Source organism: Sorangium sp. So ce363 (assembly GCF_051520435.1).
Taxonomy (GTDB): Bacteria; Myxococcota_A; Polyangia; order Polyangiales; family Polyangiaceae; genus Sorangium; species Sorangium cellulosum_B.
In genome coordinates this window covers 10,625,409-10,644,384 of sequence record NZ_CP150333.1, presented here as the reverse complement: position 1 = coordinate 10,644,384, position 18,976 = coordinate 10,625,409, and the positions used below count along the sequence as shown (strand labels likewise).

Annotated in this window: 14 protein-coding genes; 5 read left to right on the top strand and 9 right to left on the bottom strand. The window is 73.4% G+C overall.

Translation table 11 applies throughout. From position 1 onward, the window contains the following. Positions 1-82: 82 nt before the first annotated feature. A complete protein-coding gene (locus WMF12_RS40045) occupies positions 83-1,240 on the bottom strand; it encodes a CAP domain-containing protein (RefSeq protein ID WP_437853701.1) in 1,158 nt (385 codons plus the stop codon). Positions 1,241-1,345: 105 nt separating this feature from the next. Between WMF12_RS40045 and WMF12_RS40040 the strand changes: the two genes are divergently transcribed. From WMF12_RS40040 to WMF12_RS40030, 3 genes are all read left to right on the top strand, one after another. Continuing rightward, entirely contained in the window at positions 1,346-2,818 is a 1,473-nt protein-coding gene (locus WMF12_RS40040) for an MlaD family protein (protein WP_437742004.1), read from the top strand. A 65-nt stretch (positions 2,819-2,883) separates the two neighbouring features. Further along, positions 2,884-4,560, top strand: a complete 1,677-nt coding sequence (locus WMF12_RS40035; protein WP_437853699.1) for a multiheme c-type cytochrome — start codon at positions 2,884-2,886, stop codon at positions 4,558-4,560. A gap of 95 nt (positions 4,561-4,655) precedes the next feature. Further along, complete coding sequence (locus WMF12_RS40030; RefSeq protein ID WP_437853698.1) at positions 4,656-5,573, top strand: alpha/beta fold hydrolase; 918 nt, start codon at positions 4,656-4,658, stop codon at positions 5,571-5,573. Positions 5,574-5,686: 113 nt separating this feature from the next. On the opposite strand, the gene WMF12_RS40025 is transcribed toward WMF12_RS40030, so the two are convergent. The 3 genes from WMF12_RS40025 to WMF12_RS40015 form a co-directional block, all read right to left on the bottom strand. After that, positions 5,687-7,675: a hypothetical protein gene (locus WMF12_RS40025; RefSeq protein ID WP_437853696.1), complete on the bottom strand. Its 1,989-nt coding sequence runs from the start codon at positions 7,673-7,675 to the stop codon at positions 5,687-5,689. A gap of 142 nt (positions 7,676-7,817) precedes the next feature. After that, positions 7,818-8,423: a hypothetical protein gene (locus WMF12_RS40020; protein WP_437295507.1), complete on the bottom strand. Its 606-nt coding sequence runs from the start codon at positions 8,421-8,423 to the stop codon at positions 7,818-7,820. Positions 8,424-8,532: 109 nt separating this feature from the next. Continuing rightward, entirely contained in the window at positions 8,533-10,161 is a 1,629-nt protein-coding gene (locus tag WMF12_RS40015) for an AMP-binding protein (protein ID WP_437853694.1), read from the bottom strand. 62 nt (positions 10,162-10,223) lie between these two features. Here WMF12_RS40015 and WMF12_RS40010 point away from each other — a divergent pair, with 62 nt between their 5' ends. Then, positions 10,224-11,003, top strand: a complete 780-nt coding sequence (locus WMF12_RS40010) for an ExbD/TolR family protein (RefSeq protein ID WP_437853692.1) — start codon at positions 10,224-10,226, stop codon at positions 11,001-11,003. Positions 11,004-11,330: 327 nt separating this feature from the next. Then, the gene (locus WMF12_RS40005; RefSeq protein WP_437853691.1) at positions 11,331-12,797 is read left to right on the top strand and encodes a hypothetical protein; all 1,467 of its coding nucleotides are present in this window, start codon (positions 11,331-11,333) and stop codon (positions 12,795-12,797) included. A 3-nt stretch (positions 12,798-12,800) separates the two neighbouring features. Here the strand turns inward: WMF12_RS40005 and WMF12_RS40000 are convergent, their stop codons facing one another. From WMF12_RS40000 to WMF12_RS39980, 5 genes are all read right to left on the bottom strand, one after another. Further along, the gene (locus WMF12_RS40000) at positions 12,801-13,373 is read right to left on the bottom strand and encodes a DUF2085 domain-containing protein (protein WP_437853689.1); all 573 of its coding nucleotides are present in this window, start codon (positions 13,371-13,373) and stop codon (positions 12,801-12,803) included. A gap of 1 nt (position 13,374) precedes the next feature. Continuing rightward, positions 13,375-14,466 (bottom strand): uracil-DNA glycosylase family protein, encoded by a 1,092-nt coding sequence (locus tag WMF12_RS39995; RefSeq protein ID WP_437853687.1) that lies wholly within the window; start codon positions 14,464-14,466, stop codon positions 13,375-13,377. A gap of 10 nt (positions 14,467-14,476) precedes the next feature. Next, positions 14,477-15,436 carry a thioredoxin-disulfide reductase gene (trxB, locus tag WMF12_RS39990; RefSeq protein WP_437763947.1) on the bottom strand — a complete coding sequence of 320 codons (960 nt, stop codon included), beginning with the start codon at positions 15,434-15,436 and terminating at the stop codon, positions 14,477-14,479. A gap of 159 nt (positions 15,437-15,595) precedes the next feature. After that, positions 15,596-17,167: an OmpP1/FadL family transporter gene (locus WMF12_RS39985; protein ID WP_437853685.1), complete on the bottom strand. Its 1,572-nt coding sequence runs from the start codon at positions 17,165-17,167 to the stop codon at positions 15,596-15,598. A 42-nt stretch (positions 17,168-17,209) separates the two neighbouring features. After that, positions 17,210-18,976 carry an MXAN_5187 family protein gene (locus WMF12_RS39980; protein ID WP_437853683.1) on the bottom strand — a complete coding sequence of 589 codons (1,767 nt, stop codon included), beginning with the start codon at positions 18,974-18,976 and terminating at the stop codon, positions 17,210-17,212.

Sequence of the window (18,976 nt, the reverse complement as noted above, 5' to 3'; positions counted from 1 at the left end):
CGCCCGCCCGCTCGCCGCGAGGCGCGTCCGCCCTCGGGGTACGGGAACAGCGTACGTCAGCGCAGCGCCGCGGCGTCCGCGGTCACCCTGCGAACAGCTGCGTCACCCAGACCCGGCCGGTCGGGTCGCGCACGACCGCCACGCCGGTCCTCCGGTAGCGCCGGTCGAGCAGGTTGCCCCGGTGCGACGGGCTCGCCCAGATCGCGCGGTGCGCTCCCTCGGTCGTGCCCGAGCTGGCCACGTTCTCCCCCGCGATCGTCGCCTCGTACCCGGCCGCCCTGAGGCGCGCCGCCGGATCGCCCGAGCCCACGTCGTGGCCCACCATCTTCGCCTTGATCATCTCCTCGGAGTGCGCCCGCGCCAGCGCGGCGAGCGCCGCGTCGCGCGCGAGCGCGGGCAGGCGCTCCGACGCCCGCGCGGCGTTCATCATCCGCAGCATCGCGTCCTCGCCGCCCTGCGCCCCCTTCGCGGCCTCCTCGCCCGGCGCCGCCGCGCGGACGAACCGGCCCGGCGGAGCGCTCCCCGCGAAGATCATCGCCTCCAGCACGGGCCTCGGCCCGGTCGACACCGTGGCCAGCACCTGCACGAGCCAGCTCCCCGGCTGGTCGACCGCGAAGCTCGAGCGGAGCCGCGCGCCCGACAGGGAGCTCAGCACCGTCTTGGGCGCGCCCCGCGGTCCCAGCAGCACCACCTTCGCCGCGGTCGCCGGGACCCGCATCGTCCCTTCGAGGGTCACCCATTGCCCTACCCGCGCGGTCGTCGGCAGCGGCGACAGATCCGCGAGCGCGTCCACCCCGATCGCGGACACGATCACCGTCCCGTCCGGCTTCCTCGCCTGGGCCACCCCACATCGCCGCACCCCGAGGGAGGTCCACCCCGAGAGCCACCCGTCGATCCGCGCCCCGATCTCCGCCGGCCCGAGCCCTCGGCCGGAGATCGACCATCCCCTCGGCCAGGCGTGCGGCGCGCCGGCGGCGCGCAGCGTGAACGCCAGCTCGTCGGGCGGCATGATCTCCCCGCCCTGGAGCTGCCGCTCGACGTTGCGCTGGGCGACCGCGGCGAGCGCCGTGTCCGCGCTGCCGCAGTGCGCCGCGAGCGCGGCGATCTCCGGCGAGACCGCCTTGGGGGGCTGTGGCGAGCGCGTCGTCGCCTCCCACGTGAGCGCCGGCGGCTCCGCCGCCGCCGCGCCCGCGGAGGCGAGCGCCGCGCCGAACACCCCGCTGGCCCACCATGACCGCATTCGACTCGGCTAGCAGCTTTCCCGCCCCGGCGCTCGTTCACCTGCGTCGCCGCGAAAGCCGCGCGGTCCCGCGGGCGGCTCGTGCTACCGTGGCCGTCGCGCAGCATGGCTGAGGTCTCCAAGGCCGCGAAGGTCGGCGTGATGACGATCGTGCTCGCGGGCGCGGCCTACGGCGGGTACCGCTTCGTCTCGCGCGACATCGGCGGCGGGAACGGCTACCGCGTCTGGGCCACGCTGCCCGACGCGATCGGCGTGTCGCCGCAGTCGCGGGTGATGATCTCGGGCATCCAGGTCGGCGTCGTCGACAAGATCTCGCTCTACAACGGGCAGGCGCGCATCGACATCAAGATGAGCCCCGACGTCCCGCTCTACGAGGACGCGGCCATCGGCAAGCGCGCGACGAGCCTCATCGGCGAGTCGTTCGTCGTGCTCTCGCCCGGCACCGAGGGCAAGCCGCGCATCCCCGACGAGGGGAGGGTCCTCTATTACATCGACGAGCCGACGATCCAGTCGATGCAGGGGCAGGTCTCCGAGATCCTGAAGGACGTCAAGACCGTCACCGAGACGCTGAGGAACACCGTCGGGTCCGAGGGCGGGCAGGAGCGGCTCGCGCAGATCCTCGACAACCTCGCCGAGGTCACCGAGCAGATGAACGCGACCGTGCGCGAGAACCGCGCGGGCGTCACGGAGACCATCAACAACATCAACCAGATCACGGGCGACTCGGGCCCGCGCCTGAAGGAGATCCTGCGCAACGTCGAGCAGGTGACCCGCGACATCCGCACGATGACGGCCGCGGCCGAGGTGCCCGGCCGGAACGGGCAGCCCGGGGAGCTCCGGAGCGCCGCAGAGCGCGTGGGCCGCGCGACCGAGAGCCTCGAGTCGGCGCTGAAGCACGTCGACAGCGTCGCCGCGCGCGTCGACCGCGGGGAGGGGACGCTCGGCCGCATCACCCGGGACGAGACGCTGATCAACGAGGTCGAGACGGTCGTCGAGAACGTCGGCGAGCTCGTCGGCGGGCTCAGCCGGTTCCAGACGGTGGTCGGGCTGCGGACCGACTACAACTTCCTGGCGAACACCATCAAGAGCTACGTCGAGCTCAGGCTCCAGCCGACGGAGGACAAGTACTACGTCGTCGAGCTGGTGAACGACCCGCGCGGCAAGACGGACTTCCAGCAGATCGACGTCGACACGACCAACCCGAACGAGCCCGCGCACTACCGCGAGGTCCGCACGATCACGACGAACGCCTTCCGGTTCTCGTTCCAGTTCGCGAAGCGGCTCGGCCCCTTCACGGGCCGGTTCGGCATCAAGGAGTCGACGGGCGGCCTCGGCCTCGATCTCCATCTGCTCGACGATCGGTTCGAGCTCCGCCAGGACCTGTTCGGCTTCGGCGAGGAGCTGTCGCCGCGCTGGCGCGTCGCGCTCGCGTACGAGTTCATCCGGAAGCTGTGGCTGCTCGGCGGGATGGACGACATCCTGAACGCCGATCGCCGGGATTACTTCATCGGCCTGCAGCTCCGGTTCAACGACGCGGACCTGAAGACGGTCCTGCCCTTCGCTCCGTCGGGCTTCTGATCGCGCCCCCGCCCTCTCGGCGCGCCCCCGGCGGTGCGCCCGGGCCCCTGTGCTATAGCGCGAGCATGAAGCGCTCGCTTCTTCGCGGAGTGCGTCGCGGATACGCGCTCTTGATCCCCTTCGTCGCGATCTCCGCGGCGGCCTTCGCTTCGGCCTGTCAGGGGTGCAAGCTCCCTGCGACGGCCGCCGTGAGCGCGGACGCGGACGTGGACGCGAACGTGAACGCGAACAAGCCGACGGTGCGGCTCTACGTGCTCAGCACCGTCGCTGGCGCGCTGGAGCCGTGCGGCTGCACGAAGGATCAGCTGGGAGGCATCGACCACCTCGCCGCCTTGATCGAGTCCCAGCGCGGCGAGGCCCCGGATCGGCTCGTGGTCGGCGCGGGGCCGATGCTCTTCACGGACCCCGAGGTGAAGCCGGAGCGCTCCTCGCAGGACGCGTGGAAGGCCGAGGCGATGGCGCTGGCGGCGAAGGAGATCGGGCTGACGGCGTGGGCGCCTGGCGAGAACGACTGGGCGCTCGGCGCGGAGGCGCTCGGCAAGTACCAGGCGCAGTCCGGGGCGGCGCTGCTCGGCAAGAACCTCGAGGGCGCGCAGGGCGTCCAGGGCGTCGTCGTGCGCGACGTCTCCGGCGTGAAGGTGGGCCTCATCGGCGTGAGCGACCCGAAGGGCCGCGCCGGCGCCTACCCCGACGGCGTCAAGGCCGGCCCGGCGATCGACGCGATGAAGGCGGGCGTCGAGGAGGCGAAGAAGCAGGGCGCGAGCGTCTTCGTGGGGCTCGCGGCGCTGCCCAGGGGCGAGGCGCTGCGGCTCGCGGACAACGTGCCGGAGCTGCACGTGCTGGTGCTCGGCAAGCCGAGCGAGCGCGGCGACGGCAACGACGGCCCGAAGCCGCCGGAGATCATCGGGTCGACGCTGGTCGTGGAGACGCCGAACCACCTCCAGTCGGTGGCGGTCGTGGATCTCTTCGTTCGAGGCGGCGGCAGCGGCCCGCTCGTGTTCGCCGACGCGGGCGGCGTCGCGAAGGCCGGGGAGCTCATCAGCCTGTCGGAGCGCATCCGGGAGCTCGAGATCCGCCTCAACGGCTGGGAGGGCGACAAGCGGGTGGCGGCGAAGGACGTCGAGGCGCGAAAGGCGGATCTCGAGAAGCTCCGGGCCGAGAAGGCGCAGCTCGAGGCGGCGGAGACGAAGGTGACCGGCAGCTTCTTCCGCTACAGCTCGGTCGAGGTGCGCGAGAAGCTCGGGGCCGACAAGGACGTCGCCGGGCAGCTCCTCGCCTATTACAAACGGGTCAACGACCACAACAAGCAGGCCTTCGCGGATCGCGTCCCCGAGAAGCCGGCGAAGGGCGAGGCCAGCTACATCGGCATCGACGCCTGCACGAACTGCCACGACGAGGAGCGCAAGTTCTTCGACGGCACCGCGCACGCGCGGGCCTACGCCACGCTGCAGCAGGATTTCAAGGAGTTCAACCTGGACTGCGTGAGCTGTCACGTGACCGGGTACGGCAAGCCGGGCGGCTCCACGGTGACGCACAACGCCTCGCTGCAGAACGTGCAGTGCGAGGAGTGCCACGGCCCCGGCTCGCTTCACGCGAAGGATCCCGAGAAGAAGGGGCTCATCGTGCTCTCGCCTCCGCCCCAGAGCTGCGTCACGCAGTGTCACCACCCGCCGCACGTGGAGGGCTTCGAGCCCGTGTCCAAGATGCAGCTCATCCTCGGCCCCGGGCACGGCAGGGACTGAAGGAGGGGACGCGGCGGCGGCCCTCTCCCGCTGGTTCTTCTGGTTCTGGGCTGCGGCATTCCCGCGCCGTTTCGATCGCGCTACGGAATGCGCCTGTGACGAACGTCCACGCCGTCGTCTCCCGCCTGGGCCCGGTCGAGAGCGCGATCCTTGCGGAGCTCACCGCGGGCGCGCCGCCGTTCGCCGTGCACCGCCGCGCCGCGCTGAGCTCGACGCTCCGCTACCTGGAGGGCGGCGGCGGCTCGCCGGTGGTCCTCCTGCACGGCCGCGGGAACGCCGCGACGACGTGGTTCCCGCTGCTCCCCGAGCTCGCGCGGCGCCACCGCGTCGTCGCGGTGGATCTTCCCGGCTTCGGTCACGCGTCGTCTCCGCCCTTCGAGGGCGGGGGGTTCGAGGAAGGCCTCCGCTTCTTCGCCGATCCCGTGGAGGAGCTCCTCCTAGAGCTGGATCTCGGCGGCGCCGCCCTCGTCGGCCACTCCCTGGGCGCGCTGGTCGCGGCGGAGATCGCGCTCCGCAAGCGCGCGCGCCCGCGGAAGCTCGTGCTCATCGGCGCGATGGGGGTCGGTCCCGTCATGACCGCGTGGAGCCGCGCCTATTTCCGCGCCCCGCCGGAGCGCCTGGTGCGGGTGCTCGGCCCCGCGCTCTTCCGCCGCCTCCGTCCGCCGCAGCCCACCCCGCTCGGCGAGCGTCTGGCCGCCTTGCACGGCGAGTTTTACGCCGTGCCCGACGGCCGGGTCGCGCCCGTCGCCGCGTTCAACGCGCTGTTCCCCGCCCTCGGCGCCGTTCCCCATCGCTTCCCGCGGCTCGGCGAGATCGACGTGGAGACGCTGGTGCTCTGGGGCGAGCGCGACGACGTGTTCCCGGCGCCGATCGGCATCGCCGCGGCCGCGGCGATCCCGCGCGCCACGCTGCACATGGTGCCGCTCGGGCACGCGCCCCACCTGGAGGATCCGGCGCTCGTCCTCCCGGCGCTCACCGCGTTTCTCTCGGCCGGAGCAGCGCCCTCCGCGTAGCCCTTCTGGGCGCCATGACACGGCCGTGCCCTCCAGGAAGGGCCGGTGGTTGTCCAGGAACCGGGAATCGCCGTCCAGGAACGCCAGCGCGCCCCTGTCGAGTCCAGGGCCGCTCAGTGCACGCCGCCGACGAGCCACGCCTGCGCCGGGACGAGCACCTCTTCGGGCGAGCCTCCGCCCTGCGACGCCGGGCCGGTCGCGCTGCCGTCTCCCATCGGCGTCATGCGGAACCCGTGGTCGCCGAACACGAGCAGCAGCGTCCGCGGCGGCAGGCTGGCCATGAACCGCGCGATCACGTCGGCGACCTCCTCCGCGATGGCCTCGATCCGCTCGGCGAACGGCGGCCCGGCGGCGCGCAGGCGCGCCTCCACGAGGTCGAGCTTCATCAGCTCGCGCGACCCGACCCGCTCGCGCCGCAGCGTCGCGACCGCGCGCCCGCGGGCGATGGCGGGCTCCGCCTCGCTCGGGGGCATCGTCTCGCGGAGCCCGTCCGGCCCTCGGGCGAGCAGCGAGATCTGCGCCGTCGTCGTCGGCGGCAGCGCCGCCCAGAGGAGCGATCGCTCGACCAGGATGGCCCGATCCACCAGGATCTCCTTCAGGTGCGCGGCGACCCGCTCGCCGAGATCGAAGCGCATCGCGTCCACGAGCAGGAGCTTCACCCCGCGCGCCCCGTTGAGCCGGGCGATGCGGGCGGCGATGTCCGGGGCGTCGAACACCATGGGCGGCCGCTTGCCGGTCACGCGCAGCGCCGAGAACGCCTCCCGGTAGCTGTGCTCGAAGCTGGTCCTCCAGCTGTCGACCACGCCGCGCACGGCAGCGTCCGTCTCACCGGCGAGCGTCGCGCCGAGCAGCGGCGTGTAGTGGGTCGCGAACAGCTGCTCGATGACCCGGACCGGCTTCGGGCCGCGGGCGTTGTCGAGCTCGACGGCGAGCGCGCGCCACTCCGCCGCGCTGAGGATCCGGTCGCGCGGCGCCTTCCGCTCCCGCCGCGCCTGCGGGGGCGCGTCGGCGTCCGCCTGGGCTCCGTCGACGTTTGGCGCGTTTGGCGCGTTCGGCGCGGCCTCATGCGCCCCTCGCGGCGGCCTGAGCGTCATCGCTGCGCCGCGCTCCTCGTGCGGCGCCCCCGGCTCGGCGGCCGGCGCGCCCGGCGCGCCGCTGGCGGGCGCCATCGCGGCCGTCTCGTCCGTGGCCGGCGGCGTGCTCGCGCCCGGCGCCCGCGCCGCGACGGCGCTTCTCCCGGCGACGGCCGCCGGCGCGTCCGCGCGGCGGATCCTCGAGGAGCGGGGGGGCAGCACGCCGCGCAGCCGCCCGTCCGTCCGCCCTTCGGCGGAGGCGGGCGACGCCGGCGCTCCATGCGCTTCGGGGGCCGTCGACTTGGCCTCGTGCGCCTCGTCCGGGGCTGTCGGTCCGGCCTGGGGCGCCTCGTCCACGGCTGTCGGCTTCGCCGGGAGCGCCTCGACCGGGGCTCTCGCTCCGGCGCTCGGCTGCGCCGGCCCGACGGGGCGCTCCTCCCCGCGCGCCGCGAGGCTCCGCGCCTGCCCGCGCGGGGACATGGAGGAGACGCCGCCGTACCCGTCGCGCGTGCTCCTCTCGACGAGGTCCGCGAGGGGCACCGGCGCGAGCACCTGCGCGGACCTGTCGTCCGCGTCGAAGACGAGGGCGACGGGCGCCTCGCGCGCCGCGCCGAGCCAGGCGAGGAGCGTCGCGCTGTCGTCCGGGTGGAGCGCGCGCGGCGAGGCTGAGCGCCCGCCCGCGAGGCGCGGAAGGGCGACGGCGAGGCCCGCGGCGCCGAGCGCCCTGGCCCGGAAGATCTGGTCAGCGATCACCACCTCGACCGGCGCGCCTTCCTGGACCCGCGGCGGCAGCGCGCCGCGCAGGGCCAGCGCGAGCTCGACGGCCTCCTCGATCGTCGCGCGGAGCTGCCCGTCGGGCGCCGCCGGGGCGCTCGCCCAGAGGAAGCGCTGCGACCTGAGCTCGCGCTCGGAGTCGGCGCCCTGCCCGCTCGGGGCGAAGCGGGCCGTGCCGCACGGGGGCGCAGGGGGGGACGTCGGTCGGCCCTCCTCGGAGGCGGAGTCGAGGCGGGAGACAGGATCGAGGCGCATCGCGCGGGACCCTCGCAGAGCTCGCGGAAATGGGCCAAGTTTCGGCGAGCGAGCGCGCGACCGCCGAGCGCGCGACCGAAGGCCGCGCCGGCCGCGGCCTCCGCGGGCCTCTCGCGAGGCCGCGGCGGGTCTCGGGTGGGGCCTAGCGGGACTCGCGCGCTGTCTCGGCCATGAGGGCGAGCAGGGAGCAGGCGATGGCGAACCGGGCGTCGATTCGCCCCTGGTTCATCGACAGGTCGAGCGTGAACTCCTTCACGAACCACCGGAACACCTGCTTCACCTTCGCGACCTCCTGCTGATGGAGCTCGATGTGCCACTTCCCGATGAGGAGCGGGAACATGCGGCGGAGCAGCGCGGCGCCGTCCTCCTGCATCAGCCCGACCGGCTGATCCGCGGGGTCGAGGATGTCCCAGGTGTCGCGGACGATCGATTTGAGCCCGCGCGAGCGGATGGTGCCGACGCGCTCGCCGGTGCGCGCGTCGAGGACGTCGAGGCACCGGTTGAGGGCGATGACCTGCCGCGAGCGGATCGTGAGCAGCGGCTGCGACTCCGACTCGTCCGCGAAGAGGGTGAACTCCTCACGCAGCTTGAGCAGCGGGTGCTTGACGAAGCAGACGAGAGAGCCGTCGGGCGCATAGACGTGGAACTTGCGGCCGAGCAGCGACCAGAAAGGCCGCTTGATCGTGTACGTGGGGTGCGAGAACGGTTGAACCGCGAGGCCGCCGTACGCGGCTTGGGCTTGGACCATGGGGCTGGCAGGCTGCATCGGCGTCGAGTAGGCCGGAGCCGAGCGCGTCGGTCAAGCAGCGACGACCGCGCGTCTCGCGCGTCCAGCGACGACCGCGCGTCTCGCGCGTCTACCGCGCGAGAGGGCCGCGCTCCTCCACGGCAATGCCCGCTGCGATGGCCTTCACCAGCTCTGGTTTGACGACCTTGCCCATCGCGTTGCGCGGCAGGGCCCGCACGACGATCGACTCGCGTGGGACCTTGTAGGGCGCGAGGCGCTCCTTCGCCCAGGCGCGGAGCGGTCCGGTGGCGCACTCCGCCTCTCGCCCGGGCGCGGCGACGACGACCGCGACGACGCGCTCTCCCCACGCCTCGTCAGGGACGCCGATCACCGCGACCTCGGCGATCGCGCCGTGCTCCCGCAGCGCCTCTTCGATCTCGAGGGCGGACAGCTTGTATCCGCCGCTCTTGAGGATATCAACCGAGGTCCGCCCGAGGAGCCGGAAGCACCCGTCGCTGGAGCGCTCGGCGACGTCGCCGGTGCGGAACCAGCCGTCCTGGAAGGCCGCGGCGGTGGCGTCCTCGCGCCCGAGGTATCCCTTGAAGACGCTCGGCCCGCGGATCCAGAGCTCGCCTCGCGCGACCGCGGCGTCGCGCGGCGCTGGCGGGTCGCCCGGCGGCCGTTCCCCCGGCGTTCGTTCACCCGGCGCCCACGCGTTGCCCGCGTCGTCCGTGATGCGCGCCTCGACGGTCGGCAGCGGGAAGCCGACCCAGCCTGCCCGCCGCGCGCCTGGATCGAGCGAATTGCTCATGCCGACGCCGATCTCGGTCATCCCGAAGCGCTCGAGCGGGATCGTGCCGGTGAGGTCGCGCCAGCGCTCGGCGAGCGTCACCGGCAGCGCCGCGGAGCCGCTCGTCGCGAGCCGCAGGGCCTTCGCCCCCGCGGCGAAGCCGGGCGCGCCGCCCCGGTCGACGTGCTCGAACAGCCGCTGGTACATGGTCGGCACCGCCATGAACGACGTCACCGAGCGGCGCGCGATCTCGGCGGCGACGCGCTGGGCGTCGAAGCGCGGCAGCATCCTTGTCGCGCTGCCCGCGAGCAGCGACGTCATGAGCGCGATGACGACGCCGTGGAGGTGGTGCAGCGGCAGCGCGTGCAGCAACAGGTCCTGATCCGAGAAGCCCCAGGCCGCGCGCAGGAGCTCCGCCTGCACGGCCAGGTTGCGGTGCGTGAGCAGCGCCCCCTTCGGCTTGCCGGTCGTGCCGCTCGTGTAGAGCAGGAGCGCCGGATCGTCCGCGGCGATGTCGGAGATCGCCGCGTCTCGCCCGGGTGCGGCGCGCTCGAGATCCTCCACGCGGAGCACGGCGCGGCCCTGCGCGATCGGGGCGGCCACGGCGGCGAACTCGCCGTCGGTGATGATCCGCCGCACGCCCGCGTCGCTCGCGAGCCACTCGAGCTCTGCCGGCGGATAGAGCGCCGACAGCGGCAGCACGATCCCCCCGGCGAGGAGGGCGCCGAGGAAGGCCGAGACCCACGCCGCGCCGGGCGACACGAGGAGCAGGATGCGCTCGCCCTCGAGGGAGCCCGGGCTCTCGGCCTCACCCGCGCCGCGCCGCGAGCCGCCGGCGAGCAGCGCGCCGCGGACGCGGAGGGCTCGCTCCAGGAGCGCCGCGAAGGTGGTCTGCCCCCGCTCGTCCTCGACGGCGGTTCGGGCGGACGAGCCGAGCTGCGCGAGCCGTTCGACGAGCGGGGAAGCCATCGCGCGGACTCTCGCACAGCGGAGGTGCGCGGAGCCAGGCCGGTTGGTTACACTGCCGCGCCATGAGAGCTTCCTGCCTCCTTGTCAGCGCCTCGCCGCGCCTCGCGGTCGCCGCGGGCCTGATCCTGGCCGCGGCGGCGTGCGAGAGCGCGCCGAAGCCCGCCGAGCCTGGCGCGGTCGCCACGGTAGCCCCGAGCGCCGAGGCGCCCGTCGCGCCGCCGAAGCCGAAGGGCATGCCCGAGCTGCTCGTCGACTCCATGGGCCCCTACATCGGCGGACAGCGCGTGGATCTGGCGCAGAAGGAGGGGCCCGAGAAGCTGACGAAGGTGATCCGCGAGCTGCCGATCGAGGGCAAGCCCGTGACGCTGCTGGCCGACAAGAGGGCGAAGCCGAGCGCCGTCGCCGCCGTCGTGAGCGAGCTCGGCGCGGCCGGCGCGCCGAAGGTAGTCATCAAGACCGACGGGCGAGACGACCTCCCGAAGGAGATCACGGTGGTCCCCGAGGGGCGCGCGTCGAAGCCGCCCTCCTGCGCCGTCAGCACGATGGTGCTGAAGGACCTCGCGACGGCGATCTGGCCGTTCGGCGGCGGCATGGGCAAGAAGCAGCGCAAGGGGCTCGCCGGCCCGGATCTGTCGAACACCGGCGAGCAGCTCACGAAGGACATCGCCGCGTGCAGCGCGACGGTGGCCTTCTTCTCGGCGGACGACGAGGTGCCCTGGGAGATGGCGCACAACCTGGCCGGCACGGTCATGGCTTCCGACGCCAAGAAGAAGCTCGACACGCTCGTCCTGCTCCGCGCTGCCCCGGTCGCGGGGCGGCCTGTGCAGCTCGGTGGAGGCTGACGTGCGCGGCGCCGGGGGGCTCCATCGCGTGGATCGCCGTGCCTTCGGGGCGCACCGGCCGCAGGGGGCAGCGGGTGCGCTCGGTGCGCATTTTTGCGGAGGGGCTGTCGAACGCGGTGGGGCGAGATCGCGTGTGTGCTCGTTCGAGCGCGGGTAGGGTTGGCTGGGGTGACCGCGGCACGATCCGGCACAGGCGATGGTGCTGCGAAGGCACGGAAATGCGCGGGCGGGCGCTCGCCGTTGGGGTCGGCCTGGATCATGAATAGGGCGAGTCGCCGGTCCCCTGCGCCATCGGGGGCGTGACAATCACGGGAGGATGGTTCGGACATGTCGAAGCGACTTCTTGGATCGGCCCGCGCGAACAGGGGCCGAAGTCTCCGTCCCCGGGCCTCCCAGCCGCGGGTGTCGGCGGCGCCTGAGGGGCCGGCCGTCGCGACCAGGGACTCCGCGAGGCCGGTCGCGAGCGGCTCGGACGTCGTCGCCGAGGTAGCTGAGTGTTCCGCCGCTCCTGCGCTGGCAGCCAGCGCCGCGGACGACGCTCCCGCTGTGTCGCCGGCTCTCGAGGCGCCCGCCGCACCGATCGTCGCGGAGGTGGCCGCGGCTGCGCCGGTCGTTGCGGCTGCGCCGGTCGCCGTGGCTGCGCCGGTCGTTGCGGCTGCACCGGTGGCCGCGGCTGCACCGGTGGCCGCGGCTGCACCGGTGGCCGCGGCTGCGCCGGTCGTTGCGGCTGCACCGGTCGTTGCGGCTGCACCGGTGGCCGCGGCTGCACCGGTCGCCGTGCTCGCGCCGGCGTCCGAGGCGCTCGCCGCGCAGCGCGCCGTTCCAGGCGACACGGACGATGCGGACCCTGACAAGGCGCTGGAGCACGACCCATCGATCATGGCTCCACACGCCGGCGCCCTGAGCCAGCCGGGTACCCTTGCGTCCCCGCCCGATGAGCTGGCGTCCGACGAGGATGCGCTCGATCTGATCGACCCTTCCTCGCCCACGGCGGCGTTCTTTCGGCGCGAGGAGGAAGAGTCGTTCCCGCCGCTCGCCGAGGTGGCCAGCGGCCCCGACGATCACGCTGACGAGCGCCTCGTCGTGGTTCATCAGCTGTCGCCCGAGACCCTCGCCCGGCGGGCGCGCCTTCGTCGGATCGTCGCGGCGGTCGCGGGGCTCGCCGGGGTGATCTCCGTGGCGGTCGTCGCCAAGGCGGTGTTCTCGAGCAAGCCGTCCTCACCTGCGCCGGTCGCGATGGCCGCGCCGGCTCCGAAGCCAGCGCTCGTCGAGACGAAGCTCCTGGCCGCGGCGGGCGCTCCCTCTCCGGCACGGGCGAAGACGCCTGCGCAAACCGAATCGGCGCTGACGGAGTCCTCTGCAAAAGGGGCCGGCGCCGTTCCCGATCCGGCGAAGGCGGAGGCCGACGCGGAGAAGGCCGAGGCGGAGAAGGCCGCGGCGGAGAAGGCTGAGGCGGAGAAGGCCGCGGCGGAGAAGGCCGAGGCAGAGAAGGCCGCGGCGGAGAAGGCTGAGGCGGAGAAGGCCGCGGCGCCGGCGGCCAGCGCTGAGGACGCGGGCAAGCTGAAGAAGGAGGCGCTGAGCTTCCTCAACCGCGGCAGGTACAAGGACGCGATCGAGGCATCTCGCGCGGCCATCGCGGCCGATCCGAGCGACGCGCTCCCCTATCTCTACCTGGGCTCGGCGCTCCAGGACACGGGCAAGTGGAAGGACGGCATCGCCGCGTACAGCGATTGCGTTCGCAATGCCACGAAGGGCCCCGTCCACGAGTGCAGGGCCATGGGCGGCCGCAAGTAGCGCTCAGAGCGGGCGGCGTGCGATCTGCGCGAGGAACGCCGCGGCCGCGGCATAACCGAAGGCCACGCCCGTGGCGAGGCGGCTCGCATGCCAGACGGGGCGCAGCCCGAGGTCCTGGGTCGCCACGTCGACCGCCATCAGCGCGGCGAGGGCGATGAGGATCGGGCGCCACGCCGTCATCGCCAGGCGAGGGCGCGCGATCGCGGCGCCCGCTGCGAGCCCGGCGAAGATGCCAGCGCAGCGACTGCAGAGCGGCATGACGACGCCGTCGAGCGCGAGGGATCGCTCGGGCATCCGGTGGCACATCGGCGCGAAGACACGATCGAGCGCTGCGCCGAGCTCTCCGAGCGGCGCGCGGCTCCGCGCGACGGGGAGGCTCCAGGGCAGGGCGCCGAGGAGGACCAGCGCGCAGCGCACGATCGACAGCAGCGAGGGCCGCTCGGCCGGGCTCGATTCGCTGGGCGCGTGCGGCTCGGCGCCTGCGCCGACAGCGGCGAGCGCGTGCGGCTCCGCGCCTGCGCGGACGGCAGGTACCTGAGCCGCTGGCTGTCCGCGCCCGGCAGCGCACGCGGCCACCTCAGCCCCTGTCGGGCGCGCTCTTGCCGAGGTGGCGCATCACCTCTTTCAGGTCGCTCCAGACCTCTCGCTTCGCGCTCGGCTGGCGCAGCAGGTAGGCCGGGTGGAACGTGGGCATGATCGGGATCGATCCCTTGTAGAGCTTCCACGTGCCGCGGAGCTTCGTGATCCCCTCGCTCGTGCCGATCAGCCCCTGCACCGCGGTGGCGCCGAGCGCCACGATCACCTTCGGCTTGATCAGCGCGAGCTGAGCCGTGAGGTACGGGCTGCAGGCCGCCATCTCGGCCGGCTCCGGCTTCCGGTTCTTCGGCGGCCGGCACTTCACGATGTTGCAGATGTAGACCTCGTCGCGGTGGTACCCCATCGCCGCGATCATCTTGTCGAGCAGCTGCCCCGCCGCGCCGACGAACGGCTGCCCCTGCTGGTCCTCTTCCGCCCCTGGCCCTTCGCCGACGAACACGACCGCGGAGCTCGGGTCGCCGCGCGAGAACACCGTGTGGGTGCGGCCCTCGTGGAGCGGACACTTCTGGCAGGTGCGGACCTCCTCCGCGATGAGCGAGAGCCGCGCCGCGCGCTCCTCCTTCGTGTCCGGCAGCGTTGCGCTCGCGCGTGCAGCCGTATCCGCGCGAGGTGCCGGTGCGGCGCTCACGGCAGGCCGGGGCGACGGCTCGGGACCTCGCTGCGCCTGCGTCGGCGACCACGCCGCCTGCGACTCGAAGCCGCCGCGCTGCTCCGGCTGCGGAGCGCCACCGCGCTGCTCCGGATGCGGCAGGGAGGCGCTCGCGGCGGCTCCGCGCTGCTCCGGATGCGGCAGAGGGGCGCCCGCGGCGGCACCGCGCGGCGGCGGCGGCGAGAACGCCGCGCCGCTGCCCCCTCGCGCCACCGGCGGCGAGGGCGCATCCTGCCCGGAGAAGCCGCGCTCTGGCCGCCGAGGCGCCGGCGTAGCGCCGTCCGGAGAAGCCGCGCCCAGCGCCTCGTGGAGCGCTGCAGGGTGGCCCGGCATTCCGTCCGCGCCGGTCGTTGCGTGCCATTCCAGGAACGCCCGGACCGAGGCGGTCAGATCGGCGAGCTCTTCGCGCAGCGCTTCGACCATGGCCGTCCTCTCAGTGGCCGCCCTGCTGCGCGAGCCAGCGCTCCGCGTCGAGGGCCGCCATGCAGCCCGTGCCAGCGGCCGTGACGGCCTGGCGGTAGTTCCAGTCCTGCACGTCGCCCGCGGCGAAGACGCCCGGGATGTTGGTGCGCGTCGAGCCCGGCACCGTCTTCAGGTAGCCGTTCGGGTGCGTGTCGAGCTGCCCGACGAAGAGATCGGTCATCGGCGTGTGGCCGATCGCGACGAACATCGCCGCCGCCGGCACGAGGTGGCTGTCGCCCGTCTTCGTGCTCTTCACGCGGACGCCCGTCACCATATCGGCCTTCACGTCGAGCACCTCCTCCACCACGTGGCTGTAGAGGATCTTGATCTTCGGGTTCTCGACCACGCGCTGGACCATCGCCTTCGACGCCCGGAACTCGTCGCGGCGGTGCACCAGCGTGACGCTGCTGCAGAGGCCGGACAGGTAGGTGGCCTCCTCCATCGCCGTGTCGCCGCCGCCGACGACCACGACGTCCTGGCCGCGGAAGAGCGCGCCGTCGCAGACCGCGCAGGCGCTGACGCCCTTGTTCTTGAGCTTGTCCTCGCTCTCGAGGCCGATGTAGTTGGCGCGCGCGCCCGTCGCGATCACGACCGCCTTCGTCAGGTAGAGCGTGTCCTCCACCCAGACCTTGAAGGGGTGGCCCGTCAGCTCGACCTTGGTCACGTCCGCCGTCACGATCTCCGTGCCCTGATGAGCGGCCTGATCGCGAAAGCGCTGCATCAGCTCCTGGCCGGTGATCTTCTCGGGGAAGCCGGGGTAGTTCTCGACGTCGGTGGTGAACATGAGCTGGCCCCCCGGGATCAGGCCGCCGGCGCTGAAGCCCTCGATGAGGAGCGGCTTCAGGTTGGCGCGCGCCGCGTAGATGGCGGCGGTGAGCCCGGCGGGGCCGGAGCCGATGATGACCAGGTTGCGGACGTTCGATTCACTCATGGTGGAGGCATCTTATAGGCGCGACCGCCTTCCGCGTCGACCGCCCCGGCGGTCCGGCGCGCCTCCGCTGCGCCGCGGCTCCGCGCGTCCTGCGCTCCGCTCCACCACGCCGGAGGCACGCCGGAGGCACGTCGGAGCCACGCCCGAGCAGCCGCCCGCTCAGAAGCGCATGGTTCCGCTCAGACCGAACTCGTCCAGGCTGCTCTCGAAGCGGCCGCCGTTGACGCTCTGGATGCTGCGGTAGCCGCTCAGCGCAGCGCCGGATACGGCCTTGAGGCGCCCGTTCCCGCCGTTGTCCAGCGCACCGAAGGACGTGTGCTGAAACGCGGCTGAAATGTCGACCGGGCCGACTCGCGCGGTCACGCCGGCCCCGACGCCGATCCGGTAGCCGAGGTGGAAGTCGAGGTTCAGATCGGCGTCGTCCTGCCCCTTGTTCTCGAAGAAGCCGCCGGCGCGCAGCGCGAGGAGGCTCGGGAGCACGACGAAATCGCCGCCGAGCCGGACTCCCAGGACGTCTCGCCAGCGGTGCGGGACGTCGGCGTTGGGCGGCACCGTGCCCACGCTCGTGCCGCGCACGGGGATGCCCTCGCGGAACCGGACCTCGATCGCGTCGACCGCGCTGTTGTTGGCCCAGGTGAAGTCGAGCTCCACATCGAAGAGGTCATCCGCCATCGGGTCGCGGACGCGGGGCTCGGCGGCGGAGGCGCGGCGTGCGTTCGCCGCGCGCCGCGCGCCGGCGCGGGGCATGTGGTACCGGAGGCCGAGCTTCGCCTCCATGGGGATCCGCATCCTGAGATCGCCGGCGCCCTGCTCCTCGGTGACGTTGCACTCCGGCGCCTCACCCTTGCAGGGGTCCTCGTCCTTCGCTCCTGCCGGCGTCCAGTAGCGAGACTCGATGGTGAGATCGGTCTTCGCGCGCACGGCGTCCTGCCACTTGAACCATGCGCCCAGGTCGAGGTGAGCCGCCGCCGCCCAGCGCGCGCCGAGGACGAAGCCAGGGATGAAGAAGTCGGTCGCCTTCGCGCGCGTGCGCAGATCGCCGTGCGCCTTGAAGTCGTCGCCCCCTTCGCCCGAGAGCGCCTCGCTGAAGTTGACGAAATCGATCGCCGCCGTGCCCCAGATGAAGCCGGCGCCGAGCGAGACCCCCTCCGCGGGGGTGAAGCCGACCGACAGCGTCGGCATCAACATCAGGGCGTCGAGCGACGTGAGCAGGTACCGCTGGGGCGACGGCTGCGTCATGTCGCCGAAGCTCGGGTGCGTGTACCGGAGCGACTCGGGCCATGCCCGCTCGCCGACGCCGTGCGGGCCGAGCACCGCGACGCCGAGGGCGAGCGCGTCGCTCAAGCGCAGGGTCGCCGCGAGCTGCGGGTTCGGGAACAGGCCGCCCTCGGCGCACACCTCGGGGTCGGGGCCCCCGTCGCTGCCGGGCGCCGGGATCGCCGTCGTGGCGCTCGGCGGGACGGGGCGGCCGCCGGGGCCGAGCCTCGTGAAGCACTGGGCCAGCTGGATGAAGTGGACGCCGCCGTGGGCGCCGCTCCGCTGCGCGGCGAGCCCCGCCGGGTTGAAGTAGGCGGCGAGCGGATCGTCCGCCCGCGCGACCCACGCCCCGCCGCGGCCGAGCTGGAGCACCCCGATGTCAGGCGAGTCGAGCCCCGACGACGCGCGCGCGGCGCCGGCGGCCACCATCGCAGCGAACGCGGCGCCCGCGGCGCCGGCAGATCTTCGTCTCATGACCCCCCGTCCCCGCCGCGCGGCGATCCCCGCCGCTCGGCCTCACTTCACCGGAGACGCCTTGAGCGCCGCCTTGCCGTCCTTCACGTAGACCGTGAAGCGAACACGCGAGCAGTTGTGGCGAGCCACGAGCGCGTCCTTGTTGCGCTGCAGGGTCCCCTTGAATTTCTCGAAGGTGAGCGCGTTCGTGGGCTCCCCGCACTGCTGCTTGACCGACAGGAACTCCTCGTAGACGGCGTTCCATTCGGTGAGCTCGTCCGGCTCTCCCGCGCCGTCCTGCTGCGCGGCCGGCGCTGCCGGCGCGCTCGCCGCCTCGGGGAGCGGGTTCGGCAGCGCGGGCGCCCCCGGCGCCTTGGGCGGCGGCGGCGGCGGCGGCGGGCGCCGCGGCGGCGGGCGCCCGGGAGCGCTCGCGGGCTCGAGGGCGGAGATCGCCATCCCCGCGTCCGAGACCTCCTCGATCGCCTCGACCGGCTCCACGGAGTCGCGGGCCGGCGGCGGGCCGCTGAGCGGGTGCGAGCCAGGCCGCCGCGTGGGGCCGCGCGGGCTCACCATGGGCTTCGGGTACGAGGGGCGCGAGTCAGGGCGCGGCTCGCCGGGGCCGAGCGGCACCGAGAACGCGCTCATCGCCGGCTGCGTCGGGATCGGGCCGAGCACCTGCTCGAGGTCGGCGGCCTTCCGGGGCGCGCCGCCCTTCGCGGCCACCTTCTCGACGCCGTCGTTGATGTCGGCCGCGATCTTCCGGTAGGCGCCGCGGAAGCGGCTCGGCGCCAGCACGTCGACCTCGCCCTTGGAGAAGCGCGCCGCCTCGCCGCGGAAGACATGGAGCGGCCGCGTGTGCTCCAGGAACGAGAGCACCAGCCCGATCGCGGCCATGGCAAGGACGCCGACCAGGATCAGCACCGTGGGCACCTCGCTCTTGTCGTCGTTGTTCGCCTTGTCGAGGAAGTTGAGCGGCGAGTCGACCGACGCCGCGAGGCGGCCGACCGCGTAGCCGGCGCCGAGCTCCCACGCCTCGCCGGGCAGCCGCGCGTAGACCACGCCGAGGTGCTGGCCGATGACGCGGACCTCCGAGCGCCCCTTCTCGATGTAGTCCTTGTTGTCGTCGAGCAGCTTCAGATCCTGCGTGATCTGGTCGAGGTTCGACTTGTCGAACCCCTCGGGCGCGCCGGAGGCGACGCGCGACCCCTCGGCGTAGAAGCCGACGGCGGCGCCGGTGCGCTTCGTGACGGCGCGGGCGAAGGTGTCGTCGATGATCTTGGCGCCGATCACGGCGCCGACCGGCTCGCCGTTGACGTCCTGCTCGACGGGGCGCGCCACGACGCGGAGGATGCGGCCCTTCCAGACCCACGCGTCATCGCGGATCCAGCCGTGGAGGGCGTCGGCGACCAGCGGGTAGCCGCCGAGCTCCCAGTCCTCGCGGTGCTCGAAGTCCACCGACGCCATCACCCGCCCCGCCGCGTCGACGGCCCACACGTGATCGAATTTGAGCTCCGGGGGCACCTCCGCGGTCGCGGTGCGCAGCGCGGTGCGGGCCTTCTCGCGCAGCTCGGCGCCGGGCTTGGCCTCGGCCGACGACTTGGCGAGCGCGGTCCGCAGGGCCGGGTTCAGCGCGACCCGGATGAGCGCGCTCGAGCGCTTCCGGGTGTCGTCGTTGAGGAACCACTCGACCGCGCTGGAGTCGGCGCTGAGCGCCTCGCTCATCGCGCGGTGGCTCGAGCGGTTGTAGAGCTGCGCGGCGACGAAGAGGATGAAGACCGCGGCGCCGAGCGCGAGCGCGAGCACCCCGTACCAGAAACGCGACAGCAGCAT

What these genes read in the sequence shown, in the direction of transcription:
- WMF12_RS40045 (WP_437853701.1), bottom strand. Translation starts at nt 1,240, where the DNA reads ATGCGGTCATGGTGGGCCAGCGGGGTGTTCGGCGCGGCGCTCGCCTCC.
- WMF12_RS40040 (WP_437742004.1), top strand. Translation starts at nt 1,346, where the DNA reads ATGGCTGAGGTCTCCAAGGCCGCGAAGGTCGGCGTGATGACGATCGTG.
- WMF12_RS40035 (WP_437853699.1), top strand. Translation starts at nt 2,884, where the DNA reads ATGAAGCGCTCGCTTCTTCGCGGAGTGCGTCGCGGATACGCGCTCTTG.
- WMF12_RS40025 (WP_437853696.1), bottom strand. Translation starts at nt 7,675, where the DNA reads ATGCGCCTCGATCCTGTCTCCCGCCTCGACTCCGCCTCCGAGGAGGGC.
- WMF12_RS40020 (WP_437295507.1), bottom strand. Translation starts at nt 8,423, where the DNA reads ATGGTCCAAGCCCAAGCCGCGTACGGCGGCCTCGCGGTTCAACCGTTC.
- WMF12_RS40015 (WP_437853694.1), bottom strand. Translation starts at nt 10,161, where the DNA reads ATGGCTTCCCCGCTCGTCGAACGGCTCGCGCAGCTCGGCTCGTCCGCC.
- WMF12_RS40010 (WP_437853692.1), top strand. Translation starts at nt 10,224, where the DNA reads ATGAGAGCTTCCTGCCTCCTTGTCAGCGCCTCGCCGCGCCTCGCGGTC.
- WMF12_RS40005 (WP_437853691.1), top strand. Translation starts at nt 11,331, where the DNA reads ATGTCGAAGCGACTTCTTGGATCGGCCCGCGCGAACAGGGGCCGAAGT.
- WMF12_RS39995 (WP_437853687.1), bottom strand. Translation starts at nt 14,466, where the DNA reads ATGGTCGAAGCGCTGCGCGAAGAGCTCGCCGATCTGACCGCCTCGGTC.
- trxB (WP_437763947.1), bottom strand. Translation starts at nt 15,436, where the DNA reads ATGAGTGAATCGAACGTCCGCAACCTGGTCATCATCGGCTCCGGCCCC.
- WMF12_RS39985 (WP_437853685.1), bottom strand. Translation starts at nt 17,167, where the DNA reads ATGAGACGAAGATCTGCCGGCGCCGCGGGCGCCGCGTTCGCTGCGATG.
- WMF12_RS39980 (WP_437853683.1), bottom strand. Translation starts at nt 18,976, where the DNA reads ATGCTGCTGTCGCGTTTCTGGTACGGGGTGCTCGCGCTCGCGCTCGGC.